This is a genomic window from uncultured Sulfitobacter sp., from assembly GCF_964021855.1.
Classification (GTDB): Bacteria; Pseudomonadota; Alphaproteobacteria; order Rhodobacterales; family Rhodobacteraceae; genus Sulfitobacter.
Map to the genome: position 1 here is coordinate 110,952 of NZ_CAXHZD010000003.1, position 26,970 is coordinate 137,921.

Below are 26,970 nucleotides of genomic sequence, written 5' to 3' on the forward strand. Positions count from 1 at the left end.
CGCAGAGCTATTCAGCGGCGACCTTGCGCGGTGACAGCATCGGCTTGAGGTAATGACCCGTGTGGCTTTCCGCGATCTCGGCGACCTGTTCGGGTGTGCCGGTGGCCACCACACGTCCGCCGCCATCGCCGCCCTCGGGGCCGATATCAATGATGTGATCTGCGGTTTTGACCACGTCGAGGTTATGTTCAATCACGATAACGGAATTTCCCTGATCTACCAATTCATGCAACACTTCCAACAGCTTGCGCACGTCTTCGAAATGCAGGCCGGTGGTCGGCTCGTCCAGAATATAAAGCGTGCGGCCCGTGGAGCGTTTGCTGAGTTCCTTGGACAGCTTGACGCGCTGCGCCTCGCCGCCAGAGAGCGTGGTGGCCTGCTGGCCGACCTTGATATAACCAAGGCCGACGCGCATCAGGGCGTCCATTTTCTCGCGAATGCTGGGCACGGCGGCAAAGAACGTTTGCGCGTCTTCGACGGTCATATCCAGTACATCTGCGATGGATTTGCCTTTGAACTTTACCTCAAGGGTTTCGCGGTTGTACCGCTTGCCCTTACAGGTTTCGCATTCGACATAGACGTCGGGCAGAAAGTGCATTTCGATCTTGATCACGCCGTCGCCCTGGCAGGCCTCGCAACGACCGCCCTTGACGTTAAAGCTGAACCGCCCGGGCTTGTATCCGCGCGCTTTGGCCTCGGGCAAGCCCGCGAACCAGTCACGGATCGGGGTAAAGGCACCAGTGTAGGTTGCGGGGTTCGACCGGGGCGTGCGCCCGATGGGCCGCTGGTCGATATCGATCACCTTGTCCAGATGTTCGAGGCCCTTGATCGTTTCGCAGGGGGCCGGGGTTTGCCGCGCACCGTTCAGGTTCATCGACGCGGTTTTGAACAGGGTTTCAATGGTCAAGGTCGATTTGCCGCCGCCGGACACGCCGGTCACGCAAACGAACTGCCCCAAGGGGAAATCAACGGTGACGTTTTGCAGGTTGTTGCCCGTCGCTTTGACCACTTTGATCTTTTTCTTGTTCCCTTTGCGCCGCTTGGCCGGCACCGAAATCTCGCGCTTGCCGGTCAGGTATTGGCCGGTCAGCGAATTGGGGTCGTTGGCGACATGTTCGGGCGTGCCGTGGCTGACCACCTGCCCGCCATGCACACCGGCCCCCGGACCGATGTCGAAGACATAGTCCGCCTCGCGGATCGCTTCTTCGTCATGCTCGACGACGATGACGGTGTTGCCCTGGTCGCGCAGGTTTTTCAGGGTCTGCAACAGGCGGTCATTGTCACGCTGATGCAACCCGATCGAAGGTTCATCGAGAACGTACAGAACCCCCGTCAGCCCCGACCCGATTTGTGAGGCCAGACGGATGCGTTGGCTTTCGCCACCACTTAATGTACCACTTGAACGTGCGAGCGTAAGATACTCTAATCCAACGTTATTTAGGAATCCAAGCCGCTCGCGAATTTCCTTGAGAATGGCGCGGGCGATCTCGTTCTTTTGCTTGGTCAGTTGGTCAGGTACGGCATTACACCAATCGAACGCCTCGCGGATCGACATCTGCACAACCTCGCCTGCGTGCAGGCGCTCTTCGGGTTTGCCATCGACCGGACCGATTTTTACAGCCAAGGCTTCGGGGCGCAGGCGGTAGCCGCCGCAGGTGCCGCACGGGCGGTTGTTCTGGTAGCGTTCAAATTCTTCGCGGATCCAGTTGCTGTCAGTCTCGCGATAGCGGCGTTCCATATTGGGGATGACGCCCTCGAACACGCGGCTAACCTCGTAGACGCGGCCACCCTCGTCATAGCGGAACTTGATCTCTTCCTTGCCGGAGCCGCGCAAAAACACCTGCTGCACATTTTCGGGCAGGTCTTTCCACTTGGTGCTTTTGTTAAAATTGTAATGCTTGGCGATGGCTTCGATGGTCTGCAAGAAATAGGGCGACTTGCCCTTGCGCCACGGGGCCAAAGCGCCGTCGTAAATCTTGAGGTTTTGATCGGGCACGACAAGGCGTTCGTCAAAGAACAGCTCTTTGCCCAGACCGTCGCAGGACGGGCAGGCACCGAACGGGGCGTTGAACGAGAACAGGCGCGGCTCGATCTCGGGGATGGTAAAGCCGCTAACGGGACAGGCGAATTTCTCGCTAAAGGTAAAGCGTTCGGGCTCCCCCTCGGCGGGGGCGGTTTCGATGATGGCGATGCCATCGGCCAGATCAAGCGCAGTGCGCAAGCTGTCGGCCAGCCGCGTCTCAAGCCCCTCGCGGACCACGATCCGGTCAACGACGACGTCAATGTCATGGCGGAACTTCTTATCCAGCGTTGGTGGCTCGTCCAACTCGTAAAACTCGCCGTTAACCTTAACGCGCTGGAAACCCTGTTTGCGCAGCTCAAGGAATTCTTTGCGATATTCGCCTTTGCGGTCGCGCACGATCGGGGCCAGCAGGAAGGCGCGGGTCCCCTCCTCCATCGTCATGATCCGGTCGACCATGTCCTGGACTTGCTGCGCCTCGATGGGTTTGCCGGTGGCGGGGCTGTAGGGCGTGCCGACGCGGGCGAACAGCAAGCGCATATAGTCGTAAATTTCGGTCACGGTGCCCACGGTCGAACGGGGGTTTTTCGACGTGGTTTTTTGTTCAATCGAGATTGCAGGGGACAGGCCGCTGATGTGATCCACATCAGGTTTCTGCATCATATCAAGGAATTGCCGGGCATAGGCGCTTAGGCTTTCGACATAGCGGCGCTGCCCTTCGGCATAGATCGTGTCAAAGGCGAGCGAGGATTTACCCGAGCCAGACAGGCCCGTGATCACCACCAACTGATCGCGCGGAATATCCACGTCGATGTTTTTCAGATTGTGTTCGCGCGCGCCGCGGACTTCGATGTTTTTCAGCTCAGCCATATCAGACCCCCATTACCAATTGGTACATAGGCGGACAGTACCGGTTTTCCAATAGAAAAATGAGAACATATCAGGAACGTGACCCGCGATAGCGCAGTTGCCCCAAAATCAGATGCACGCCAAGCCCCATAAGGCAGGCAACCCCGGCGACAACCGGCATTCCCGCATAGCCAAAGCCCAACAGAACGGCGGCAACAACTGGCGTGCCAAGCGTGTTGCCAAGGTTGCCCATCTGCGCCATCGCCCCGTTCGATTTCGCTTGGGTCGCGGCGTCTTCGTTCAGTTGCGGCACGGCGGCAAAACTGGCCCCTTGGATCAATCCCAAACCGGCGGCAAGGGCCAGGCAGGCCAACGGCGCACCGGGGACAGCCCAGAGCCACAGCAGGCATAGCGCAGACCCGGCAAAGCCCAGCTCAACAACTTGCACCGCTTGCAGATGGCGCATCAACCACACGCCCACCGTCATGGACACGGCGATGCTCACCAGCGGCATCGCGGCAAGGATCATGTTGCGCAGATCGGGATCCAGATAGGGTGGCAAAACGGTCAGGATCGAGACAAAGCAAAAGGTGTAAAACAGCCAGCCCGCCGCAGGGGCGCTGATGCGGGGCGAGCGGTAGATCGCGCCGTGATCACGTATGATTTGGCGCAGGTTTAGCACGGGCTGCGGCCCCTCAGGCGGTAGCCGCTTGAGCCGCGCGGATAAAAACACCGCGAAACCAGCCATATACACTGCATGCGCCACGAACAGCGCCGAAATCCCCCAACTGTCGACCAAGGGACGGCCCAGCAGCGACAAAATCGCAAAGGCCACACCAAAGAACGTGCCCCATAGCGACAGGGTCAGCCCGCGGTCCTTGGGTGCGCTAAGCTGCGCGATCAATGTCGGGGCAGCAACGACGATGGCCAGATGCGACGCCCCTTCGATCACGCGACTGGCCAGAAACAGCGGCAAGCTGGGCAAAAGCGCCTGAAACGCCGACATGGCCGCCCCGACCCAAAGCGCGCCGATCAATGCCCGCCGGTACCGCACCCGCGCCACGACCAGCCCGGCCACCACGCCAAAGATAATGCCGACCAGCCCGACCAAGGACACGGCAAAGCCCAGCATGGCCCCTGCCCCCGGATAGACCGCAGGCAGGGCATCGAACACGACGCTGACCTTGCCATATTGCGCAGCAGAGCCGAGACCCGCGCCCCAAAGCGCGAAGATCAAAGGAAAGGGGGTTTTCATAGCAGGAATACTCGTGTGATTTTAAGTTTTTCGGGCCAAGGCCCACGCGCAGATTGGCATGTCTGGATCGTTGCTGATGTCGTCGGTCGCCTCGTTATATTCGGGGGGCCATTTTTCTTCCATGTTGCGCAAGGCGACGTGGCGGTTGCCCCATTGGCTCGATTGCACTTCGTCCTCGTCAAACCCGCATTCGACCAGCAGGTTTTTCAGCCCGCGTGCCGACCAACGTGAGTTGTCCATCGGGGCCGCGTGAAACGGGACGAAAAACGGCACGGCGACCCAAAAATGCCCGCCCTTTTTCAGCATCCGGCGGATGTTTTTGGTGGCGGCATAGGGGCGATCCAGATGCTCCCACACTTGGTTGGCAAGGATCAGATCAAATTTGCGCGGACGGTCCAGCTGTTTGTCCATGACCGGCCCGGCGCAGATGTCATATTCGGGGTATCGGAATTGTTCGTAGGATTTGAAATCGAACATCTCGCCCCATTTCCCAGAAATCTCTGCAACATCAAGCTGCTGCGGGATGAGGTTCTGGATCATCCGACGAGAAGCCGGGCCCATGACGACGCGATTAAGACTAACCATAGCCAATCTATGGCAGCGCCGCGCCACCCCGTCCAGAACGGAATGGCGCGGGGCGCTTTTTACATGTGGATGACTTTGCCGTAAGCGTCGAGCACGGCCTCGTGCATCATTTCCGACAGCGTTGGATGCGGGAAGATGGTGTTCATCAGGTCTTCCTCGGTGGTTTCCAGCTGGCGGCCGATCACGTAGCCTTGGATCAGTTCGGTCACTTCGGCACCGACCATATGCGCGCCCAGCAATTCACCGGTTTTCGCGTCGAAGACGGTTTTGATCATCCCCTCGGGTTCGCCAAGCGCGATTGCCTTGCCATTGCCGATAAAGGGGAAACGGCCGACTTTGACATCGAAACCCAGCTCTTTGGCCTTCGCCTCGGTATAGCCGACGGATGCAATTTGCGGGTGGCAATAGGTGCAGCCCGCGATGGATTCAGGCTTCACCGGATGCGCATGTTTACCCGCGATCAGCTCGGCCACCATGACGCCTTCGTGCGATGCCTTATGTGCCAGCCAAGGGGCACCTGCGATATCGCCGATGGCATAGAGCCCATCCACGCCCGTGCGGCAATATTCATCTGTCACCACATGGGTGCGGTCGATTTTCACGCCCATATCCTCAAGACCCAGATCCTCGACGTTACCGACGATGCCCACGGCGGAAATCACGGTATCAAATTCGTGTTTCTCGACCTTTCCGCCTGCCTCGATATGGGCGGTCACCTTGTCAGCCGCGCGGTCCAGCTGTTTCACAACAGCCTTTTGCATGATCTTCATGCCCTGCTTTTCAAACTGCTTCTTGGCGAATTTGCTGATCTCTTCGTCTTCGACAGGCAGGATACGGTCCATCACCTCGACCACGGTCGTTTCTGCGCCCAAGGTGTTGTAGAAGCTGGCGAATTCAATGCCGATGGCACCCGATCCGATGACCAGCAGCTTTTTCGGCATGTGGGGCGGGTCCAGCGCGTCTTTGTACATCCAGACACGTTTTCCGTCGGCCTCTAGGCCCGGCAGGTTGCGCGCGCGGGCACCGGTGGCCACCACGATGTTTTTGGCGCTCAGGTCTTCGCTGCCCTTGTCGGTTTTCACGGACACTTTGCCCTTACCGGCAAGTTTTGCCGTGCCCATGAACACGGTGACCTTGTTCTTTTTCATCAGATGGCCGATGCCGCCCGACAATTGCCCCGCAACCTTGCGCGACCGTTTGACGACAGCATCCAGATCATAGCCGATATTGTCAGCTTTCAGGCCGAATTCCTTGGCCCGGTGCATCAGGTGAAATACCTCGGAGGACCGCAGCAGCGCCTTGGTCGGGATACAGCCCCAGTTCAGGCAGATACCCCCCAGATGTTCACGCTCAATAATCGCCACGGACAGCCCCAGCTGCGCGCCACGTATCGCGGCGACATAGCCGCCCGGCCCGGCACCGATCACGATCAGATCAAAGGATTTTTCAGCCATAGGGAAACCTCGCAGCATGGGAGTATAAATATAGTTTAACGGTAAACTATATAATTCCCCTCAGCAACCGCGAGATTACTTCAAAAGGTGCGGGTGTCTTAGGCCGCTTCATCCTGCAAGGCGCGCATGGTGCTGCCATAGCCGCCATCCTCGATATAGGACTTTTCATGGGCCGTGCTATGCCTGTCCAGCGCCTCGTTACGATAGGGGAAGCGGCCAAAATCACGGATCACCTGACGGTGTGCGCGGGCGTGCAGCATATTGCTTGTACTGGCGGGCATACGCTCGCAAATCAGTCGCACGCAGCGGTCTTGGTCCATCAGGTTTTCCGAATGCATCAGCGGCAGATAAAAGAACTGCCGCGCGGGCGGATCAATCCGCATATCCCAGCCTTTGTGGATCGACGACTTTGCCGCGGCCAGCGCAATCCGGTCCGACGAAAACGCACGCCCCTGCCCGCGGAACATGTTGCGGGGGAATTGATCGGTCAGGATGATATAGGCCAAGGCCCCGGTCGGATAGGTCAGCCAAAGCGAGAACTTGCCCTCGCAGGCGGCCTCCCATGTGGTTAGAAAGCGGTCGCGGACTTCTTGATCAAAAGCATCATCAACCGCGTACCATTTTTCCTCTCCGGCATCATCAAGCCAGAATTTCAGTATTTCCTCGGGGCCAATCACATCGTGTTCCTTTGCCTACCCAATACACAAATATAGCTAACGACGAATATGAAAGCTTTGGAACTCAAGTTTTGTAACAAAAGCGTCACAAAACCCACGCTTAAGCGGCATTTTCCTCGGCTTGTTCATTTTCGACGGCGTATTCATGGGCAACTTCGACCGCCAAGGCCGCTGTAGCTGCCGAAAACGGGACGTACTGGCTGGTCACATCTGTCGCGATCGACGGACGCACAGTGGCACGGTAGAAGGCATAGACGGCCAGCGCGGCGAACAGCACTGCAGTGAACAGGTAAAAGCCCCCCGGCCCAAGGGCCGTGCCCATCATCCAACCCGTGATGATCGGGCCCATGATTGCCCCTAACCCGTTGATAAATATCATGCCACCCGACGCTGCGGCCATGTCTTCGAGGTCAAGAAAATCGTTGGTATGCGCGATCAGCAGCGAATAAAGCGGGTTCGACATGCCCCCGACGATAAAGGCAGAGAGCAGCAAAATCGGGAACTGATGCCCCATCATCATGCCCAGAATCGAGCCGACAAAACCGATGGCCGCAGTGATCACGATCAACAGGCGGCGGTCCATCCGGTCGGACATCCAACCGATGGGATATTGCAGCAACATGGAGCCGACAAAAAACACCGCCACAAAGATCGAAATTTGCGCGACGCTTAGCCCCGCCTCGGCCCCGTAAACGGAGGCCATACCGAATTGCGCCGAAAAGACCCCGCCCAGCAAAAACATGCCGACGCAGCCCAAGGGGGATGCCGTCATCAGGCTGCTCAGGCTCATGGGTTTGGTGGTGTCAAAGGCCGGCGTGGGGCTAACCGCCAGCAAAATCGGCGTGACGGCAAGGCTGACCAGCACGGAGGGAATGACGAACAAGACAAAGCCCGACGGATCAGCCGTCAGCAGCAAGGCCTGCGCGATCACGATGCCCGCGGTTTGCACGATCATATAAAGCGACAGCGCCTGTCCGCGGTTTTCATTGGTGGCCGCGTTGTTCAGCCAGCTTTCTGCGGTGACATAGACCACCGAAAAACAGAACCCGATCAACACCCGGCCCAGCGACCAGACCGCAATATTGGGAAAGGTCGGGTACAGGATCATCACAGCGGAAATCAGCGATGCAACAGCGGCAAAAACCCGCACGTGGCCGACACGCCGGATCATGCCGGGGGCCATGCGCGATCCGCCCAAGAAACCCGCGAAATAGGCCGACATAACAATCGACATTTGGAAGGTCGAAAAATTCTCGATGCCGCCGCGAATACCCAGCAAGGTGCCTTGCATGCCGTTGCCGATCATCAGCAAGCACATACCCAACAAAAGCGCCCATACGCTGGTGAAAACCTTAAGCATCAGTCGAATCCTATTGCAAACCTTGCCCCTCCCTGACGGGGTTCGGCGTATAAGTCATCCCTTTGAACGACACTCAGGCGGTTTTTTGCGCCCTTGGCAAAAGCAGGGACGCATCACCGTAGGAAAAGAACCGATAATTTGATTCAATCGCATGGGTATAGAGGGTTTTTATCGCCTCTTGGCCCATCAGCGCAGCCACCAGCATCATCAAGGTCGATTTGGGCAAGTGGAAATTCGTCATCAGCGCGTCGGCCACGTTGAAGGTGAACCCCGGCGTGATGAAAATATCGGTATCGCCTTCCCACGGCTGAATTTCGCCGCTGCGCCCGGCGGTTTCGATCAGGCGCAGGGCCGTGGTGCCAACGGGGATAATGCGCCCGCCAGCGGCCTTGGTCGCCGCGATCTCAGACGCGGCTTGGGCGCTGACCTGCCCCCATTCGCTGTGCATCTTATGATCGGATATGTCATCGACTTTGACCGGTAAAAACGTGCCCGCCCCGACATGCAGGGTGACATGGGTGAACTCCACCCCCATCTGAGCCAGTTGTGCCAATAGCGCCTCGTCAAAATGCAGCGACGCGGTGGGGGCGGCGACGGCCCCTTTGTTGCGGGCGAAAACCGTCTGGTAATCGGTCATGTCTTGGGCATCAGCGGGGCGTTTGGCAGCAATATACGGTGGCAAGGGCATGGCCCCCGCCGCATTCAACGCGCGGTCAAAATCATCCCCGGCGCAGTTAAACCGCAAATGTCCCTGCCCGTCTTCCACAGCCTCAAGCGTGGCGCGCAGATCATCGCTGAACACGACCTCTTCGCCGATCTTCAGCTTTTTCAGCGGCTTGATCAGTGCCGCCCATGTGCCATCGGCGCGTGGTTCCAGCAATGTGACTTCAATCCGGGCCTGTACTGGCCCTTGGGCGCTGTCACGGTGACGCTGACCGCTAAGCCTCGCGGGAATAACGCGGGTGTCATTCAGCACCAGCCTGTCGCCCGCGCGCAGCCAGTCGGGCAGATCGCTTACCTTTTTGTCGTGCAGCACAGGGCCATCGGCCACCAACAACCGTGCCGACGTACGCGGCACCGCAGGACGGGTGGCGATCAGCCGATCGGGCAGGTCAAAATCAAAATCACTTAGTTTCATGGCAGCCGCTTACCGCCCATAATCCGGTGTCACAACCGGTTTTTGCGGTGCTGCGGGCGCGGGCGTTCCGGCCTCCCCCTCAACCGGGGGCAAGGTTGGGGCCGGTGCGCGCAAGATATCGCGAAAGAACCCCGGTGCCAGCGCGGACAGCGGGTTCACCGACACGTCAGGATTTTCCGCAGTGCCGCCCAGACTGTAGTTAAAGCCCAGCAGCCCTTCGCCCTTGCGGGTCAGAAAGCTGCCCAAACCGTTCAGCAAATACACCGGAGAGATCACCCCCTGCAGCGCCATGCGCCCCGTATCGGTGGCAAATACCCCGTCCATTGAAATGCCCAGCGACGCGCCTGTTGCGCTTGCTTGCGCCAGGGTCACGCGGTTGGGGGTCATTCGAAAATCCGCCTCGACCGTGTCGAAATAGATGCCATCGCCGTTCAGCTCGTTCACCAGACCGACCACCGACACCGCGTTCACCAACGCGGCAATCGCGGGGGCATCTTGGATCGTGACATCGGTAATCTGCGCGCGCCCGTCAAAGGCACCGCCCGTTCCCACAGGCATCAACGTCAGCGTCAGATTTCCGCCGCGCACCTGTTTCAACATATTTGCTGACCGCAGCACCCCGCCCGCATCCGCCGACACCAGCTGGATCGCGCTGCGGCCGCTTTGCGGCGCGACGCGACCGGACACCGGCGTGCCACCGTTCAGGTTGGCCTCGAACCGGCCATCAAGGCCCCATGCCATGTCGAACTGGCCACGCATATTGGTCAGGGCGATCTTGTCGGTGACCTGAAGCCGGTCCAGTTGCAGCAGCATGGGCGGGCCTTTGACACCGCTGGGTTTCGAGCTGCCAAATTCAGCGTTGCGCAGATCAAGACGCCCCCCGCGCACCACAACCTGCACAGGCTTGCCCGCGCCCTGCCCCAGCAGATCGACAGGAATATCCAACCAGTTCCCAACCCTCAGCGTGTCGAACCGGGCGCGATCCAGCCCACCGGTGGTGGCAAGTTTCACCGATCCCTTGGCCGTCAGCCCCGCGACCTTTGCCTCGATCAGATCAATTTGCGGCACGGTCCCCAGCTTGCCTGACAGCTCTAGCGACCCTTTGGTTGCGGCGGGTTTTGTCCAACCCAATTGCGGCACATTCAAACGCACCCCTTGCAGATCAGAGCTAAGTGCGAAGGACGGCGCGCGTCCCGTCGGCAAATCCAACGCAAACCACGCGCGCCCGCTGCCCGATACACTGCCCGGCGGCAGCTGTATGTTAAACTGATCAAGGGTGTTCTGGCTTAGCTCGATATCGGCCCGCACCTCGCTCGGGACATTCGCACCCCCAAGGGGTTTGGACCAGCCGCCGTCAAAACCCACGCCGTCGACATCGCCCTGCCCCTTGATCGTGATATTCGTGTTCGAGGCCACCACCGACAGCCGATCCGCCGACAGCCTGTGATCCTTGACCAGTACATCGCTTTGCACGTCCCGCAGATCACCGCTGATGTCAAAAATCGTCAGCTTGGGGTCCGACCCCTTTTTGATCGGAAAGGATAATGTCCCCGACAGATCTGCCGTGCCCTGCGCCAGCGCCACGGGCAGCTTTGCCTTGTCCATCGCCATCAGCGGCGGCAGGTTCAGCAAGGCAAGTACCGCCTCGATCGGGGCGCTGCTGTTCAGCCGGACGATCCCCGGAGGGGTGTCCTTGATCGTGACATCGGGCATAATAAAGGACGAGCCGCGGATCATCACATCACCGCCTTGGGGCGCGGTGATCTGGCCCGTATCCACAGACGCGACAAAGCGGTTTTTCAACAGGCTGGCATGGCCGCTTGCGTGTTTCAGATGCGGCATGCTGCGCAAAAACCGCGCCTCGGCGTCGTTGAAATCAAACGCAAGATAGGTGTGCGGCGGCGCGTCGGGCGCGAGGCGAAACGCAACATCCACATCCGTAAGCGTGCCCGCATAGACGTTTTCCGCCACCCATTTGCGGGTCTTGGGTTTGACGTTCTCTGGCCACAGCTCAAGCACCCGTTCGGGCAGGATTTCGTTCAGCCCCGCATCAAGGGCCACGCGCCACCCGTCCGGACCAGCATCCAGTTCGCCGCTGACATTCAATGTCGTATCGGCGTCGTGAATATCCATCCGGCCCACGGTCACGCTGAACGGGCTCAGCTTGATCTGCACATCCAGATCGGCCCCTTCAATGCTGATGGGTTGCGCGTAAACATCTGCGGGGTTTGCCACCAGATCACGCATGCGGATTTGCGCCGTCAAATCGCTCAGCTTGCCGTTCTCTAGCCCGCCAATTGTGGCGTCGCCCTCAATCCGGCCTGACACCCACTGGCTTGAGACTGCGAGTTCATCAAACTGAAGCAGCCGCTGATCGGGGTGATAGCTGAAATAGCTGCGCACGCCGTCAAAGGGGATCGGTTTGGCGCTGGCATTGGGTTGCACGACGCCAGCGCCGATCTGCAATGACGCGTTTAGCGGCTCAAAGCTGCCATCCTCGTCTATGCTGCTGCGCACGGACCCAGATATCGTGGCGCGCAGAACCTTGAGCCACGTAAAGGCCGGGCTTTGCACCGCAATATCGCCTGCATCCACACCATCAAATGTCACGCCGAACTGAGCGGCGGTGTCGCCCAAGGTGCTGGTATAATTCGCGGCCAATGTGGCCACGCTGGCCCCGCCCCCCAACACGGCCAAATCGGCAGAAATCCGCAAGGTGTCGTCATCACGGTTCAGGCGTAAACGCCCGCCATCCGCGGTCCAGACCCGCTCGGACTGTAGATCAGTGTACCGCAGGGTCAGCGCACGCACATCGACCGACCGCAATCGCGAAAGCCCCGGACGTTGCAACAATGCGTCCAACTGCCCGATCAGTTGCGGCATGGTGGCCGCGCGGCGTTCAGCCGGGGCGGGCGCCGTGCTGGCGCGCAACGCGACACGGCCATCTGGGTCACGCCGCAAATCAGCGACAATGCCCGACAGCGCCAGATCGCGCAGCTTAATCTGCCCCTGCAACAGACTGCGTGCCGAGAAACTGGCGCGAACTTCGCGGAAAGCGGCGAGTTCAGCACCCTGCGGGGTCAAAATCGACACGTCTTGCAAGCGGATACGCGGCCGCCAGCCCTCGTCGACGATCAACACCATCTCGCCAAACTCGACCTTTGCGGTCGGCACGTCCTGCGCCATGCGCGCTTCAATCCGCGCTTCGATCCACTGGGGCACCACGATGGGGCTGCGGATCAGATACAGGGCCGTGCCTGCCACCGCTGCCACGCATAGCACAATGAACAGCAACGACCATTTGGTCGCCTGCCACAGACGTTTTGATTTTTTTACCGGGGTGCCGGCGGTTTCGTCTGACATGATCGTCCGTTTTAAAGGCGCTAGGGCTTTAAGTTCCGCCGCGCTGTTCTACTATGCCACTCTAAGATAACGCTTCCAATACAATAGAAAGTGCCCCATGCCAGAAATTTCCCAACCGGCCCCCGATTTTACAGCCCCCGTGACCGGCGGCGGCAGCGTGACCCTGTCAAACCTGCGTGGCAAAGCCGTTGTTTTGTATTTCTACCCCCGCGACGACACGCCCGGCTGCACGAAAGAGGCAATCGGCTTTTCCGAGCATCTGCAAGCGTTCAAGGATGCCGGTGCCGAGGTATTCGGCGTGTCGCGTGACACCCTGGCCAAGCATGACAAATTCACCGCAAAGCACGAACTGACCGTGCCGTTGCTGGCAGATGACGACGGCACCCTGACCGAAAGCTATGGCGTCTGGGTCGAGAAAAACATGTATGGCAAGAAATCCATGGGCATTGAACGCGCGACCTATCTGATTGATGCGCAAGGCAATATTGCGCGTATCTGGCGCAAGGTAAAAGTCCCCGGCCATGTCGAAGAAGTGCTGGAAGCGGTGCAAGCGCTATGATGCCGCTGGCGCAAATGGCCGAAGCAGTGCTGCGCACCGCAGATGGCCGCGAGAAGACCAAGCTCTCGCACGGGTTCGCTGCCGAATGGCGCGCGGCCCGTGAGGCTGGCGAAACACCCGAAATCGGGTCGACCACCCCGCCGATGCAACCCGCGCGGCCGGAAAAGCCGGAACTGCTGTTGCCCCGTGATGTGCCACATCGCAAGCCCGGATCGCCAGAGGGGCGTATCGCCTTGCTCCATGCTGTGGCCCATATCGAGTTGAACGCCGTGGACCTGCATTGGGACATCATCGCGCGGTTCACGGACATCAAAATGCCCATCGGGTTTTACGATGACTGGGTCAAAGCGGCGGATGAAGAATCCAAACATTTCAATCTGATGTGTGATTGCCTCGAGGCATTGGGCAGCCATTACGGTGCCCTGCCCGCCCATGCTGGCATGTGGCGCGCGGCCGAGGATACAGCGGATGATTTCATGGGCCGTCTGGCGGTTGTTCCCATGGTGCTTGAGGCGCGCGGGTTGGATGTGACGCCCAACATGATCAAGTTATTCAAACAGGCCAAAGCCACCCAAGCCGTTGAAGCGCTTGAGACAATCTATGCCGAGGAAGTCGCGCATGTGGCCTATGGGTCGAAATGGTTCCACTTTCTGTGCGGCCGTCACGAGATGGACCCGAAGGATGCCTTTCACGGTCTGGTGCGCAAGTATTTCCACGGCGTGCTCAAGCCGCCCTTTAACGAAGAGAAACGCGCCGATGCCGGAATTCCGCCCGATTTCTACTGGCCGCTGACCGAAACTGCGTGAGGCACCCTTAATAACCCCTTGAATAGGCGGATTTTTGCCAACGCTTTTGGTAAACCATTCAAAAACCGCCCATTCAGGGGCAACAGGCTTGCCCGACCGGATGCCCTTGGCTAAGCACATCGAGTGCAAACGGTGCCGTCATCCGATGACAAGAGCGCCGACGCATAACATGGAGACGATCAAGGGATAGCGGAACGTGCGTACGAGGTTGGCGATTAAGGTCCATTCGGTGTTGGAACGGTATTTTCCGGAACGCCGCGTCTTTTTGAAATCTGATTCCGACACGCGTTTTATCCGCCTTAGACCCGCCACCCAACTCTTTGCTTTTGCGGGCTGTTCCGCCCTTGTCGCCTGGGCCATTATTGCGACTGCGATCTTGTTGATGGACAGCATCGGGTCCGGCAATTTCCGCGAACAGGCCAAACGCGATCAAAGCACATACCAAGCGCGCCTTTCCGATCTGTCCGCGCAGCGCAATGGCCGCGCAGAAGAGGCCGCCGCCGCGCAAGAACGCTTTAACGCGGCGCTGAAACAAATCTCGGTCATGCAATCCGAATTGCTGGCCTCTGAAACCCACCGCCGCGAGCTGGAAACCGGGATCGAAGTGATCCAGTCCACCTTGCGCGATACCATGAAAGAACGTGAAGAGGCCCGCCTTAAGCTGGCAGCCATCGAAGGCGACGCTGCCAAAAACGGTACGGCAACGGCGCAGGATGTGGAATCATCTGCGCCGATCAGCATTCTGGCGGATGCCCTTGCCCGCACGGCGCAGGAACGTGATCAGGTTGTGATTGACGCCCAAGATGCCCTGCTTGAGGCCGAAGAGCTGTCGCAGGAACTGGCGCTGATGCGCGATCAGAACGATGCCATTTTCCGCCAGCTTGAAGAGGCCATGACCGTTTCCGTGGCCCCGCTGGACAAGATGTTCCGCAGTGCGGGCCTTCCCACAGACCGGATGCTGGAAACCGTGCGGCGCGGCTATTCCGGCCAAGGCGGCCCGCTGATGCCGCTTAGCTTTTCCACCCGTGGCGAAGAACAATCCCCAGACACATTGCGCGCCAACCGTCTGTTGAACCAAATGGACCGGTTGAACATGTACCGCATCGCCGCGCAAAAAGCGCCCTTTGCCAACCCGGTGAAAAACGCCTTTCGCTTTACCAGCCAGTTCGGTTTTCGCCGCGATCCAAAAACCGGCGGGCGGCGTATGCACAACGGTGTCGACTTTGCCTCCGGCAATGGCACACCGCTTTATGCAACGGCTGACGGTGTTGTAGTCCACGCGGGTTGGAGCTCAGGATATGGGCGGCTCGTCAAGATACAGCATGAGTTCGGCATCGAGACACGATATGCGCATATGTCAAAAATGCGCGTGAAAACTGGCCAAAGGGTATCGCGCGGACAGCGTATTGGTGATATGGGAGCCTCAGGACGGGTAACCGGTGTTCACCTTCACTACGAAGTTCGTATTGGTGGCAAGGCTGTAAATCCCATGATCTTTATTAAGGCTGCAAACGATGTTTTCTAAAAGCAAAATCAACGATCCCGCCCCTAAGTCCGACGCGCCAGCGTCCAACCCAACGGCACCTTCCTCTTCTTCGGCGTCGGCACCTGCCGCGACAAGCCCGAATGAATTCAAGGCAAGCACCCCAAAGGCCAAGCCGCCTGCGTCGGTCCTGTCGTCTGATTTGCACGTCACAGGCAACATGAAAACAACCGGCGACATTCAGGTCGAAGGCACTGTCGAAGGCGACATTCGCGCGCATCTGCTGACCATCGGCGAGACCGCCACAATCAAAGGCGAAGTGATCGCTGATGATGTTGTGATCAACGGCCGCATCGTGGGCCGTGTGCGCGGCCTGAAGGTCCGCCTGACATCGACCGCACGGGTCGAGGGCGACATCATCCACAAGACCATCGCCATCGAAAGCGGTGCGCATTTCGAAGGATCCGTTCAGCGCCAAGACGATCCGCTGAACCCGGGTTCCAAATCCGCACCCGTGCAAAAGCCGAACCCGGCTTCCTGACCTAAACCTCGTTTAGAGTATCGACAGGCATCGCAATGAGCGGTGCCTGTTTTGTTTTCAGCTTAGGTGTTTCTTAGGGTTCTGGTGCCACGGTCGGTCGCAAGCCATTTCGGGACCGACGTATGAACCTTTACCATTGCTCGATTGATCTGCGCGACACGGCCAAAGCGGTGGGGTTTGCCGTCGCGGTCGAGGCCTGGATGACCTTGCTGCAAGATCGCGGCGTGATCCAGTCGTGGCGGCTGTGCCGTCGTAAATTGGGCTTTGGGGCGCCAAGGGCGCGGGATTTCCTGCTTGAGATCGACGTGCGGGATCTTGCGCAACTGGATGAAGCCTTTCGTTTGACCGGCACGCAAGATGCGCAGGTCGAACGCCTTTATACCACGGTGCATCAGATGGTCGGGGAATTTGATATCGCGCTTTACCGCCCCTTCCCTGACCCCGAACGCGCAGAGCGGATGGCCTTTATCTAAAAATGCAAAAAGGGGCGTAGATACCCACGCCCCTTTCCAATTCTCTTTGGCAACGCTCTTATTCGGTAACGGTGACCGTTTTCATCATGTCGGGCGTGCCAACAACTGCGCCGTTGCCGCCAGTGCCACGCTTGATCGCGTCCAGCACGTCCAAACCTTCGGTGACTTTGCCCACAACCGTATATTGCCCGTTCAGGAAATAGCCCTGATCGAACATGATAAAGAATTGCGAGTTCGCTGAATCGGGGCTTTGGCTGCGCGCCATACCCACAACACCGCGATCAAACGGCAGGTCAGAAAATTCGGCTGGCAGATCGGGCATATCAGATCCGCCCATGCCCGCGCGGCTGGTGCTGCCACCGGCCTTGCCAAATTGGACGTCACCGGTTTGCGCCATAAAGCCGTCGATCACGCGGTGGAATACCACGCCATCATAGGCCCCTGCCGCAGCCAGCGCCGCCAGGCGTTCAGCATGCTGGGGGGCCACGTCTTCGAGCAGGTCAATCTTGATCACGCCTTGGGCTTCGCCATCGACTGTGATCTCAAGCCCGCTGGCAAACGCCGCGCTGCCCATCAAGGCCGTCGCAAGAGTAGCTGCGAAAAGCTTACGCATCTGCGGCGACTTTCATGCTGATCATGCGGTCTGGGGTCGCTGGTGGCTCGCCCCGTGTGATCGCATCAACATGTTCCATACCCGAGATAACCTGACCGTAAACGGTGTATTGGCCGTTCAGGAAATCATTGTCCTTGAAGTTGATAAAGAACTGGCTGTTGGCGCTGTCCGGGTTGGCGGAACGTGCGGCACCGATGCTGCCACGTGCGTGTGGCACCTTGGAGAATTCAGCCGGTACGTTGGGCAGGTCCGACCCGCCTGTGCCTGCCGCGCGCAGGTTAAAGTTGTCTTCCATGTTGCCGTTGGCCACGTCGCCGGTTTGCGCCATGAAACCTTCGATGACGCGGTGGAAAGCCACGTTGTCATACTTGCCCGCGCGGGCCAGCTCTTTCATGCGTTCAACATGCTTGGGGGCCACGTCTGGCAACAGTTGGATGGTGACAGTACCGCCTGTAAGCTCCATCAGGATCGTGTTTTCTGGGTCTTTGATCTCGGCCATGCCGCTCTCCTATTCATAAATCATTGCCAGTTACCTAAGACGACTCGCAGCAATTGCCAAGCAGGTGCATTGACCCCGCGCGCGATAACGGCAAAACACGATACCAACTGCGGATTGGATCGGGGGAAATACGATGGGCTGGAAAACACTGGATGACATGGACCTGCGCGGCAAGCGGGTGCTGGTACGGGTCGATATCAACGTGCCCGTGGAAAACGGACGGGTCACCGATGACACGCGCATCCAACGCATCGTGCCAACCGTGCATGACATTCTGGACAAAGGCGGCAAACCGATCCTGCTGGCGCATTTTGGCCGCCCCAAGGGCAAGCGCGTGCAAGACCTGAGCCTGCTGGTGGTCAAACCCGCGCTTGAGGCCGCCCTTGCCCGCAAGGTCGTGCTGGCCGAAACGCTGGAAGCCGTCGAAAACGGCACGGACGAGATCAACGCCGCTGATGTGGTTCTGCTGGAAAACATCCGCTTTTACCCCGGCGAGACGGACAATGACCCCGCATTCGCGCAACGTTTGGCAGGTTTGGGTGATGTCTATTGCAACGACGCCTTTTCCGCCGCCCACCGTGCGCATGCCTCGACCGAAGCACTGGCGCGGCTGCTGCCCGCCTGCGCGGGCCGTTTGATGCAAGCGGAGCTGTCGGCGCTTGAAGCCGCATTGGCCAAGCCGGAACGCCCTGTTGGCGCGGTTGTGGGCGGGGCCAAGGTATCGACCAAGATCGAATTGTTGGAAAACCTTGTGAACCGGCTGAACCTGTTGGTGATCGGCGGCGGCATGGCGAATACGTTTTTGGCCGCGATGGGGGCAAAGCTGGGCAAGTCCTTGTCGGAGCCTGATTTTTTCGAAACCGCAAAAGACATCATGAAGCAGGCTGACAAAGCGGGCTGCCGTGTTTTACTGCCTGTGGATGGCTTGGTGGCGCGCGAATTTGCCGCCGGTGCCGATCACGAGGTGATCCAGTTGGGCCCCGACACGGTGCTGGCAGACGATCAGATGGTTCTGGATGCTGGCCCCAACACCGTTGAGTTGGTCAAAGACGCCTTTGCCGGGTTGAAAACGCTGATCTGGAACGGCCCTATGGGCGCGTTCGAGATTGCCCCCTTTGACACCGGCACCGTCGCCGCAGCGCAAGCCGCTGCACAGCTAACCCGCGACGGCGCGTTGATTTCGGTTGCTGGCGGTGGTGATACCGTGGCGGCGCTGAACCAAGCAGGTGCGGCGGATGATTTCACCTATATCTCGACCGCAGGCGGTGCGTTTTTGGAATGGATGGAAGGCAAGACATTGCCGGGTGTGGCAGCTTTGGGCGGGTAGACGTTTTCTTAGAAAGAAAACGGCCCGGAATTTTTCAAAAATTCCGCCTGCGCATTTTGTGATCAGATTTTTGCCAAAAACGAATCACGGGGGATTCCCTTTGCGAATCACCTGTGTCATACAGGTGTTACGTCCACCAAGAGACGGCTTGAGGCAGACCCAAATGAACCGCAGCACCCGCCCCGCATTCGGCACCGTATTGTTTTTCACGATCGCATTCGGGCTGGCGATGTATTTCGCATTCGCTGCCGTGCAGGGTAATTTCGGCCTATTCCGCCGCGCCGAAATTCTGGCCGAGGCGCAAGACCTCAAGCTGCAACTGGATCAGGTTCAAATCGATGTGGCACGGATGGAAAATCTGACCGCGCGCCTGTCGGACGATTATCTTGATCTTGACCTGCTGGACGAACAAACCCGCAAGGTGCTGGGCATGATCCGCGCCGACGAGATCGTCATCCGCTAACTTTTTGTTTAATTCTTTGACAGTAACTGCCAGTTCAACACGCGCTTTCGCGTAAGACGGCAGTTCGCGGCAAAAGCCTCTCGCCATCATTGGTCGAATCCGGTAATAGATAGTTTAACGCTAAACTATATTGCGCGTGCGCGGGACAACTGTACGGAGGATTTGCCCCATGGCAGCCAAGAAACCGACCAAGAAAACCAATGCCAGTGCTGATGAGCTTAAGGCTTATTACAAGGACATGCTGCTGATCCGGCGGTTCGAGGAAAAAGCCGGCCAACTGTATGGCATGGGTCTGATCGGCGGCTTTTGCCACCTATATATCGGTCAAGAAGCCGTTGTTGTCGGCCTTGAGGCCACCGCCAAAGAAGGCGACAGCCGCATCACCACCTACCGCGACCATGGCCATATGCTGGCCTGCGGCATGAACCCTGATGGGGTTATGGCCGAATTGACCGGCCGCGAAGGCGGGTATTCGCGGGGCAAGGGTGGCTCCATGCACATGTTCTCCAAGGAGAAGAAGTTTTACGGCGGCCACGGGATTGTGGGCGCGAACGTGCCTTTGGGTGCAGGCGTCGCCTTTGCTGACAAGTACAAAGGCAATGACAACGTCACCTTTACCTATTTCGGCGACGGTGCCGCGAACCAGGGCCAAGTCTACGAGACATTCAACATGGCCGCCCTGTGGAAGCTGCCGGTGATCTTTGTGATCGAGAACAACCAATATGCCATGGGCACCTCGCAGCAACGCTCGACCTCGAGCGCTGAGATCTGGGAACGTGGCAAGGCGTTCGGCATCCCCGGCGAAGCGGTCGATGGCATGGATGTGCTGGCGGTCAAAGACGCAGGCGAACGCGCCGTGAAACATGCGCGCAGCGGTGACGGCCCTTATATTCTTGAGATCAAAACATACCGCTATCGCGGCCATTCAATGTCGGACCCTGCGAAATATCGCACCCGCGAAGAAGTACAGAAAATGCGCGACGAGCGTGACCCGATCGAACAGGTCCGCAACATCCTGCTGGATCAGAAATACGCCACCGAAGACGATCTGAAAGCCATCGACAAAGACATCAAGAAAATCGTCAACGACAGCGCCGAATTCGCCAAGACAAGCCCGGAGCCCGCCCCGGAGGAGCTTTGGACCGATATTTACGCAACCGAAGTTCCACAGGAGGCTTGAACCATGGCAACTGAAATTCTTATGCCCGCCCTAAGCCCCACCATGGAAGAAGGCACATTGGCCAAATGGCTGGTCAAAGAGGGCGATACCGTGTCCTCCGGCGACATCATGTGCGAGATCGAGACCGACAAAGCCACGATGGAATTCGAAGCCGTCGATGAAGGTGTGATGGGCAAAATCCTGATCGCTGAAGGCACCGAAGGCGTTAAGGTCAACACCGCAATCGCGGTGCTGCTGGAAGAAGGCGAAGATGCCTCTGCCGCAGACAATGTATCATCGGATGCCCCGGCGGCGGCCCCTGCCCCCGCAGCAGAGAGCAAACCTGCCGAGGTCAAAGCACCCTCAGCCCCCGAGACAGACACAACACCCGATTGGCCCGAAGGCACCAAGCTGAAAACGCAAACCGTGCGCGAAGCGTTGCGCGACGGCATGGCCGAGGAAATGCGCCGCGACGAAAACGTGTTCCTGATGGGCGAGGAAGTGGCCGAATACCAAGGCGCTTACAAAATTTCCCAAGGGTTGCTGGATGAATTCGGTGCCAAGCGTGTGATCGATACGCCCATCACCGAACATGGCTTTGCCGGGATCGGCGTCGGTGCCGCATTCGGCGGTCTACGCCCGATTGTGGAATTCATGACGTGGAACTTTGCCATGCAGGCGATTGACCATATCCTGAACTCTGCCGCCAAGACGCTCTATATGTCCGGCGGTCAGATGGGTGCGCCCATGGTGTTCCGCGGCCCCAACGGTGCCGCCGCCCGCGTTGGCGCACAGCACAGCCAGGATTATGCCGCTTGGTACATGCAGGTTCCCGGCCTCAAGGTGGCGATGCCGTATTCGGCCTCTGACGCCAAGGGTCTGATGAAATCAGCGATCCGCGATCCGAACCCGGTCGTGTTCCTTGAAAACGAGATCATGTATGGCAAGTCCTTTGATGTGCCTGACGTGGATGACTACACCGTGCCGTTTGGCAAGGCCCGCATCTGGCGCGAAGGCAGTGATGTGACCATCGTCAGCTTTGGCATCGGCATGACCTATGCCCTTGAAGCTGCTGAGAAACTGGCCGAGGATGGCATCAACGCCGAAGTGCTTGACCTGCGCACCCTGCGCCCGATGGACACGGCCAGCATCATCAAATCGGTGATGAAAACCAACCGCTGCGTCACGGTCGAGGAAGGCTGGCCGCAAGGATCCGTTGGCAACTATATCACCAGCGTCATCATGCAAGAAGCGTTCGATTATCTGGACGCGCCGGTGATCAACTGCACCGGCAAGGATGTGCCAATGCCCTATGCAGCAAACCTTGAGAAACTGGCCCTGCTGACCACCGATGACGTGATCGCAGCGGTCAAAAAAGTCACCTATAAATAAGGAGCGGACCACATGCCCATAGAAATCCTCATGCCCGCCCTCAGCCCCACCATGGAAGAGGGCACATTGGCCAAATGGCTGGTCAAAGAGGGCGATAGCGTGTCCTCTGGCGATGTGATGTGCGAGATCGAAACCGACAAGGCGACGATGGAATTCGAAGCCGTCGATGAAGGTATCATTGGCAAGATCATGATCGCGGATGGCACCGAAGGCGTCAAAGTGAACACGCCGATTGCCGTGCTGCTGGAAGACGGCGAAAGCGCGGATGACATCGGTTCGGCCCCCGCCGCTGCACCGGCCGCTGCAGCTGCAGATACCGCCCGTGCACCAGGCCCGAACACTGATGGCCCGTCCACGCCGCCAAAACCTGAACCGACCCCCACCCCCAAGCCGGACACAACGCGGGTTTTCGCGTCACCGCTGGCGCGCCGTATGGCCGGGATCGAAGGGATTGATCTGTCCGCTGTGTCCGGTTCCGGCCCCCATGGCCGCATCGTCAAGGCCGATATCGCCGCCGCATTGGCCGGGGGCACCGCAAAAGCCGCGCCAAGTGCCGCCGCCGCAACCCCCTCGGCTGACGCACCCAAAGCGGCACTAGCTGCTGGCCCGTCCGCTGAAGCCGTGATGAAAATGTACGAAGGTCGCGAGTTCGGGGAAGTCACCCTCAACGGCATGCGCAAAACCATCGCGTCGCGCCTGACCGAGGCCAAACAATCGATCCCGCATTTCTATCTGCGCCGCGATATTCAGCTGGATGCATTGATGGCGTTTCGGGCTGACCTGAACAAACAGCTTGAATCACGTGGCGTGAAACTCTCGGTCAATGACTTCATCATCAAAGCCTGCGCTTTGGCCCTGCAAGCCGTCCCCGATGCCAACGCGGTCTGGGCCGGGGATCGCATCCTCAAGCTCAAGCCCTCCGATGTTGCCGTGGCCGTCGCTATTGATGGCGGGCTCTTTACCCCGGTACTGCAAGACGCCGAGAAGAAATCACTCTCGACCCTCTCGGCCGAGATGAAAGACCTCGCCACCCGCGCCCGCGACCGCAAACTTGCGCCGCATGAATATCAGGGCGGCAGCTTTGCGATCTCTAACCTCGGGATGTTCGGCATTGATAACTTCGACGCAGTCATCAACCCGCCCCATGGCGCGATTCTCGCCGTTGGTGCTGGCGTGAAAAAACCAGTCGTCGGCAAGGACGGTGAACTCGCCGCGGCGACCGTGATGTCTGTCACCCTCTCCGTCGATCACCGCGTCATCGACGGTGCCTTGGGTGCACAGCTTTTGGCGGCCATCAAAGACAACCTGGAAAACCCCATGGCCATGCTCGCCTGACCCCCTTCCAAATGGACTAAAATCCTCGGGGGGGTTTGGGGGGCAGACAGCCCCCCATCTTAAGCGTCTAATGGGGCAGAAAGCCCCCCATACTAAAACGAACAAAGCCGGGATCATTTGATCCCGGCTTTTCCATTTTCTCAGATCTATCTTGAAAACTTACTCGCCTTGCGGCCCCAGCATGTGATCCATCAAGACCGACGGTTGCTCGCAGCCCGCCTCGCCCACAACGCGCGCTGGAATGCCAGCGACGGTCTTGCAGGGCGGCACGGCCTCCAGCACGACGGACCCCGCTGCAATACGGCTGCAATGCCCGACTGTGATATTGCCCAACACCTTCGCCCCGGCCCCGATCAACACACCATCACCGATCTTGGGATGCCGGTCCTGCTCTTCCTTACCGGTCCCGCCAAGGGTCACGGAATGCAGCATCGACACGTTATCCCCCACCACGGCCGTTTCGCCAATCACCACCGAATGCGCGTGGTCGATCATGATACCTTTGCCGATCTTGGCCGCAGGGTGAATGTCGACACCGAAAATTTCGCTAACACGCATTTGAACGAAATAGGCCAGATCGTATTGCCCTTTCGTCCACAAATAATGCCCCACGCGGTACGCTTGAACCGCTTGATAGCCTTTGAAATACAAAATCGGCTGCAACAACCGATGGCAGGCCGGGTCGCGTTCATAAATCGCCACCAGATCAGCGCGTGCCGCTTTGATCAAAGACGCGTCATTATTATAGGCCTCTTCCACCATTTCGCGCACGACCATCATCGACATTTCATTCGATGCAAGCTTCGCCGCGATCCTGTAGGACAGCGCCTTTTCAATGGATTTATGGTGCAAGATACAGGCATGGACAAAGCCGCCAATCAGCGGCTCATCCAAAACAGCTTGCTGCGCTTCGGTCAGGATTTGATCCCAAACCGGGTCAACTGATGCGATATTTCTGCGGGGCTCTGCCATGACGATATCCTTCTTTGCCCCCTCAATATATCACATTGAGACAAAGTGCCAAACGCAAAGCCTTGATCCCCCGCATCAATATCCTTGATGTGGGGGATCCCATTCGACCGGTGCGCAGGTCACACCACCAAATGAACCGCTGGCCCCACCCCGAAACTGGCCGAGATTTGAGCGACGGAAAGCAAAACGGGCCCTGCCACACCATCCGCCGCGCGCATTGCATCCCCATAATGCCAACTTGGAACAGTCGTGCTGCTTTCACGTAATATCTCCCCGTTCCGCGACACCCGCACGAGGTACTGTTCCGCCTCTTCACCCAGCGGAACCTCGATGCCTTCCCATCCGTCCCCGTCAATTCTGGTACGCCGGGTCCAGCTAAAGGTCGTGCCATCAGCAGCAGCTACACGACGCAAATGGCACGGGCTCAACGGGCGCAACCCATTGCCGTTGAACGCCTCTTCGCGGTGCACATAAGACGGATCATCATAGCCGCGCTGCGCCGGCCCGATCCGGTAGTGCTGGGCAATCCGTCGCAAATTGGGGCTTAGCGCCAGTTGCGACGGCACACCGTTCAGTAAAACAAACTTTGATCCGACGGGCCATACGGGCGGCATCAGGGCATCCGTGCCCGCCTGCCCGCGCAGCCGGTTGGTCAGCCAATAGGTGTTTGGGGCCACCAACTCTGCCCCGCTGAACTGAAACACCTCCCAATTATCTGCCGTGCCGTCGCCGATCGCCGCCAGATTAGCACCGCCAAGCAAGGCAGCCTCCTCAACGCTTTCAAGCATCCCGCTGGTCAGCCGTACCTGCAAAACCCCGCCGCGATCAAACAGCCCCGGCCTTGCAGCGGCCAGATCCGTTTCGGTCACGCCCATCGTCGCACGGATTGGCAGCACTTTGTTCAACTGGTAATTCTCGTCCGTGGCAGCGCTATAAACAGCCACACTGCCCGGCCAGGGTTGTGCCGTTGTCGCGATATAGGGCGCATGCGGCACCTCATCCCCCCGCAGCAGTGGCAAATCCATGAAAAGGGCTGAAACAGGCACAGGTGCTGCAAAGGGTTTAAGCGCGGCCAGCTCATCATCAAAAGGCGCAGGGGCATAGACACCCGGTTCAATCCGTACCGCATCCACCACTTGCAAATCGCCCTGCTCGACCCGATCAATCCGGTACAGCGCGTTGCTTTCCTCCCCTTCAGCGGGCAGTTCAATCACGTCCCCCGCCCCGACCGAAAGCATCGACGGCGGCAATGCCAGTCGTACCGTTTCGCGCGATACACGTGCCTCGGTCAGCCAGCGTTCGATTGCTTGGCGGCCTTCGGCGCGGGTCAGGGCCATATTGAATTCAGACGCGGCCACAGCATGGGTGGCATCTTGGGCCAGTACCACTTCTTCGGCGATGGTATCGAAATTCCCATCGGCCTGGACAAAACGCAACCGCACACGGCCCGCGATTTCGGCCTGCGCTTCGCGGGTTTGCTCGATCCCTCCCCTCACGTCGCTGCTGTCGACCAGTTTTGTGGTGTCCACGCGGACAGGGTTCAGACCGTCACGCATCACAAATTGCAACACGCCGCCCCGTTCAACCGCATCAAACCCATAGCGCAACATCAACCCTTGCAAACTGGCCCGCGCATCGCTGACCTGATCCACGGCATAGCCGCGCACAACGCCATAAAGCGCCGAGGTATCAAAGGCGGTCAGCCCGGCACGGCGACATACTTGCGCAACAAGCGCCGACAAGGGCTGCGATGATGTGCGCCCGTTCAACCAGTGCCCCCGCGCATAGTTCTGGCCGTCGCTCCATAGCCCGCGATTATTCGGGAAAAACGGATAGGGCCGCGTGTCCCACGCCCAGACGAACGCACGCGACATATCAATCATCGGCCCGGCATATTCAGCCGAGATCGGGTTATGCGCAGGGTCCGACCAATGCTCGGTAAAGGCACGCAAATACTGCATTTGAATCAGTTCGTCCCGCGCGCCCGTTGAATGGTGCGGCAAACGGCTTTCCGAGCTTTTCAGGTCCAGAAATTTGTTCGGCTGGTTGGTCGCACGATCAATCGCGGCGCATCCGTATTCATCAACCCACGCTGCATCGAATTGTGGCCCGCGCAACCCTTCGGGGTCATGGGCCGTATGCACTGACGCCACCGCCCCGTTGGGCCAGACCAGACGCTTGCGGGTCGCCTCCCAATCGGGCCGTCTGTCAGCGGGCGAACAGGCCAGAATGCCACTATCGCCAAAGATCATCACCTCGCGGACCTGTTCAATCGTCTCACCCACCAGCGCCACGCGTCGGCACCGCCCCGCATCCAAGGGCCGCGCCCCTTCGACCTGCGACCGGACCCATTCGGCACCTGCACGGGTTTTACCAGCTCCGCGCCCGCCCAGTATCACCCATGACCGCCAATTGCCTTCGGGCGGCAATTGATGCGGCATCGCCCAAAACTCGAACAAAAAAGGGAGAGCCAAAAGCTCTCCCTCATCCAGTTCATTCAGAAACTGGTCTTGCAGCGCCGCATCGGCGGAGCCTATCCAGCTTGCACCCGATCTCAGCCCGTGCCCGCCCAAGGTCAAGGGCATATCCCCCTCGCGCAATGCCCGCTTGTCTGTTTCTACAGTCATTCAGATAGGTCTCCACTTTG

General features: G+C 58.8%; 22 protein-coding genes. 10 read left to right on the forward strand and 12 right to left on the reverse strand.

Translation table 11 applies throughout. The features are described 5' to 3' along the window. Positions 1-7: 7 nt before the first annotated feature. From uvrA to AADJ11_RS11145, 8 genes are all read right to left on the reverse strand, one after another. Positions 8-2,890, reverse strand: a complete 2,883-nt coding sequence (gene uvrA / locus AADJ11_RS11110; RefSeq protein WP_341234590.1) for an excinuclease ABC subunit UvrA — start codon at positions 2,888-2,890, stop codon at positions 8-10. Positions 2,891-2,960: 70 nt separating this feature from the next. Continuing rightward, on the reverse strand, positions 2,961-4,124 hold the full coding sequence (locus AADJ11_RS11115) for an MFS transporter (protein ID WP_341234591.1): 1,164 nt from the start codon (positions 4,122-4,124) through the stop codon (positions 2,961-2,963). A 21-nt stretch (positions 4,125-4,145) separates the two neighbouring features. Next, the gene (locus AADJ11_RS11120; protein WP_341234592.1) at positions 4,146-4,709 is read right to left on the reverse strand and encodes a methyltransferase domain-containing protein; all 564 of its coding nucleotides are present in this window, start codon (positions 4,707-4,709) and stop codon (positions 4,146-4,148) included. Positions 4,710-4,768: 59 nt separating this feature from the next. After that, entirely contained in the window at positions 4,769-6,163 is a 1,395-nt protein-coding gene (gene lpdA, locus AADJ11_RS11125; protein WP_341234593.1) for a dihydrolipoyl dehydrogenase, read from the reverse strand. A gap of 98 nt (positions 6,164-6,261) precedes the next feature. After that, complete coding sequence (locus AADJ11_RS11130) at positions 6,262-6,840, reverse strand: DUF924 family protein (protein WP_341234594.1); 579 nt, start codon at positions 6,838-6,840, stop codon at positions 6,262-6,264. 100 nt (positions 6,841-6,940) lie between these two features. Continuing rightward, positions 6,941-8,200, reverse strand: a complete 1,260-nt coding sequence (locus AADJ11_RS11135; RefSeq protein WP_341234595.1) for an MFS transporter — start codon at positions 8,198-8,200, stop codon at positions 6,941-6,943. Positions 8,201-8,273: 73 nt separating this feature from the next. Further along, positions 8,274-9,338 (reverse strand): tRNA preQ1(34) S-adenosylmethionine ribosyltransferase-isomerase QueA, encoded by a 1,065-nt coding sequence (queA, locus tag AADJ11_RS11140; RefSeq protein ID WP_341234596.1) that lies wholly within the window; start codon positions 9,336-9,338, stop codon positions 8,274-8,276. 9 nt (positions 9,339-9,347) lie between these two features. Beyond that, positions 9,348-12,701 (reverse strand): DUF3971 domain-containing protein, encoded by a 3,354-nt coding sequence (locus AADJ11_RS11145; RefSeq protein WP_341234597.1) that lies wholly within the window; start codon positions 12,699-12,701, stop codon positions 9,348-9,350. 97 nt (positions 12,702-12,798) lie between these two features. Here AADJ11_RS11145 and AADJ11_RS11150 point away from each other — a divergent pair, with 97 nt between their 5' ends. From AADJ11_RS11150 to AADJ11_RS11170, 5 genes are all read left to right on the forward strand, one after another. Further along, entirely contained in the window at positions 12,799-13,260 is a 462-nt protein-coding gene (locus AADJ11_RS11150; RefSeq protein WP_341234598.1) for a peroxiredoxin, read from the forward strand. Beyond that, complete coding sequence (locus AADJ11_RS11155; protein WP_341234599.1) at positions 13,257-14,066, forward strand: ferritin-like domain-containing protein; 810 nt, start codon at positions 13,257-13,259, stop codon at positions 14,064-14,066. Before AADJ11_RS11150 ends, AADJ11_RS11155 begins: the two co-directional genes overlap by 4 nt. Positions 14,067-14,262: 196 nt before the next feature. After that, positions 14,263-15,591, forward strand: coding sequence for a M23 family metallopeptidase (locus AADJ11_RS11160; RefSeq protein ID WP_341234600.1), 1,329 nt, complete (start codon positions 14,263-14,265; stop codon positions 15,589-15,591). After that, a complete protein-coding gene (locus AADJ11_RS11165) occupies positions 15,581-16,090 on the forward strand; it encodes a polymer-forming cytoskeletal protein (RefSeq protein WP_341234601.1) in 510 nt (169 codons plus the stop codon). Before AADJ11_RS11160 ends, AADJ11_RS11165 begins: the two co-directional genes overlap by 11 nt. A gap of 122 nt (positions 16,091-16,212) precedes the next feature. Next, on the forward strand, positions 16,213-16,563 hold the full coding sequence (locus AADJ11_RS11170; protein ID WP_341234602.1) for a DUF6614 family protein: 351 nt from the start codon (positions 16,213-16,215) through the stop codon (positions 16,561-16,563). Positions 16,564-16,621: 58 nt separating this feature from the next. On the opposite strand, the gene AADJ11_RS11175 is transcribed toward AADJ11_RS11170, so the two are convergent. Both AADJ11_RS11175 and AADJ11_RS11180 read right to left on the reverse strand, forming a co-directional pair. After that, positions 16,622-17,176, reverse strand: coding sequence for a peptidylprolyl isomerase (locus AADJ11_RS11175; RefSeq protein WP_341234603.1), 555 nt, complete (start codon positions 17,174-17,176; stop codon positions 16,622-16,624). After that, the gene (locus AADJ11_RS11180; protein ID WP_341234604.1) at positions 17,169-17,675 is read right to left on the reverse strand and encodes a peptidylprolyl isomerase; all 507 of its coding nucleotides are present in this window, start codon (positions 17,673-17,675) and stop codon (positions 17,169-17,171) included. The genes AADJ11_RS11175 and AADJ11_RS11180 overlap by 8 nt, the downstream gene beginning before the upstream one ends. Positions 17,676-17,808: 133 nt before the next feature. Here AADJ11_RS11180 and AADJ11_RS11185 point away from each other — a divergent pair, with 133 nt between their 5' ends. The 5 genes from AADJ11_RS11185 to AADJ11_RS11205 all read left to right on the forward strand — a co-directional run bounded on the left by AADJ11_RS11185 (position 17,809) and on the right by AADJ11_RS11205 (position 23,351). Then, positions 17,809-19,002 carry a phosphoglycerate kinase gene (locus tag AADJ11_RS11185; protein ID WP_341234605.1) on the forward strand — a complete coding sequence of 398 codons (1,194 nt, stop codon included), beginning with the start codon at positions 17,809-17,811 and terminating at the stop codon, positions 19,000-19,002. A 163-nt stretch (positions 19,003-19,165) separates the two neighbouring features. Continuing rightward, positions 19,166-19,465 carry a septum formation initiator family protein gene (locus AADJ11_RS11190; RefSeq protein WP_341234606.1) on the forward strand — a complete coding sequence of 100 codons (300 nt, stop codon included), beginning with the start codon at positions 19,166-19,168 and terminating at the stop codon, positions 19,463-19,465. 169 nt (positions 19,466-19,634) lie between these two features. Further along, positions 19,635-20,645, forward strand: coding sequence for a pyruvate dehydrogenase (acetyl-transferring) E1 component subunit alpha (gene pdhA / locus AADJ11_RS11195; RefSeq protein ID WP_341234607.1), 1,011 nt, complete (start codon positions 19,635-19,637; stop codon positions 20,643-20,645). Positions 20,646-20,648: 3 nt separating this feature from the next. After that, on the forward strand, positions 20,649-22,016 hold the full coding sequence (locus AADJ11_RS11200; protein ID WP_341234608.1) for a pyruvate dehydrogenase complex E1 component subunit beta: 1,368 nt from the start codon (positions 20,649-20,651) through the stop codon (positions 22,014-22,016). Positions 22,017-22,028: 12 nt separating this feature from the next. Next, positions 22,029-23,351, forward strand: coding sequence for a pyruvate dehydrogenase complex dihydrolipoamide acetyltransferase (locus tag AADJ11_RS11205; RefSeq protein ID WP_341234609.1), 1,323 nt, complete (start codon positions 22,029-22,031; stop codon positions 23,349-23,351). A gap of 159 nt (positions 23,352-23,510) precedes the next feature. On the opposite strand, the gene cysE is transcribed toward AADJ11_RS11205, so the two are convergent. Then, a complete protein-coding gene (gene cysE, locus AADJ11_RS11210) occupies positions 23,511-24,323 on the reverse strand; it encodes a serine O-acetyltransferase (RefSeq protein ID WP_219580669.1) in 813 nt (270 codons plus the stop codon). Positions 24,324-24,442: 119 nt separating this feature from the next. Continuing rightward, on the reverse strand, positions 24,443-26,950 hold the full coding sequence (locus AADJ11_RS11215; protein ID WP_341234610.1) for a glycoside hydrolase TIM-barrel-like domain-containing protein: 2,508 nt from the start codon (positions 26,948-26,950) through the stop codon (positions 24,443-24,445). Positions 26,951-26,970 lie beyond the last annotated feature (20 nt).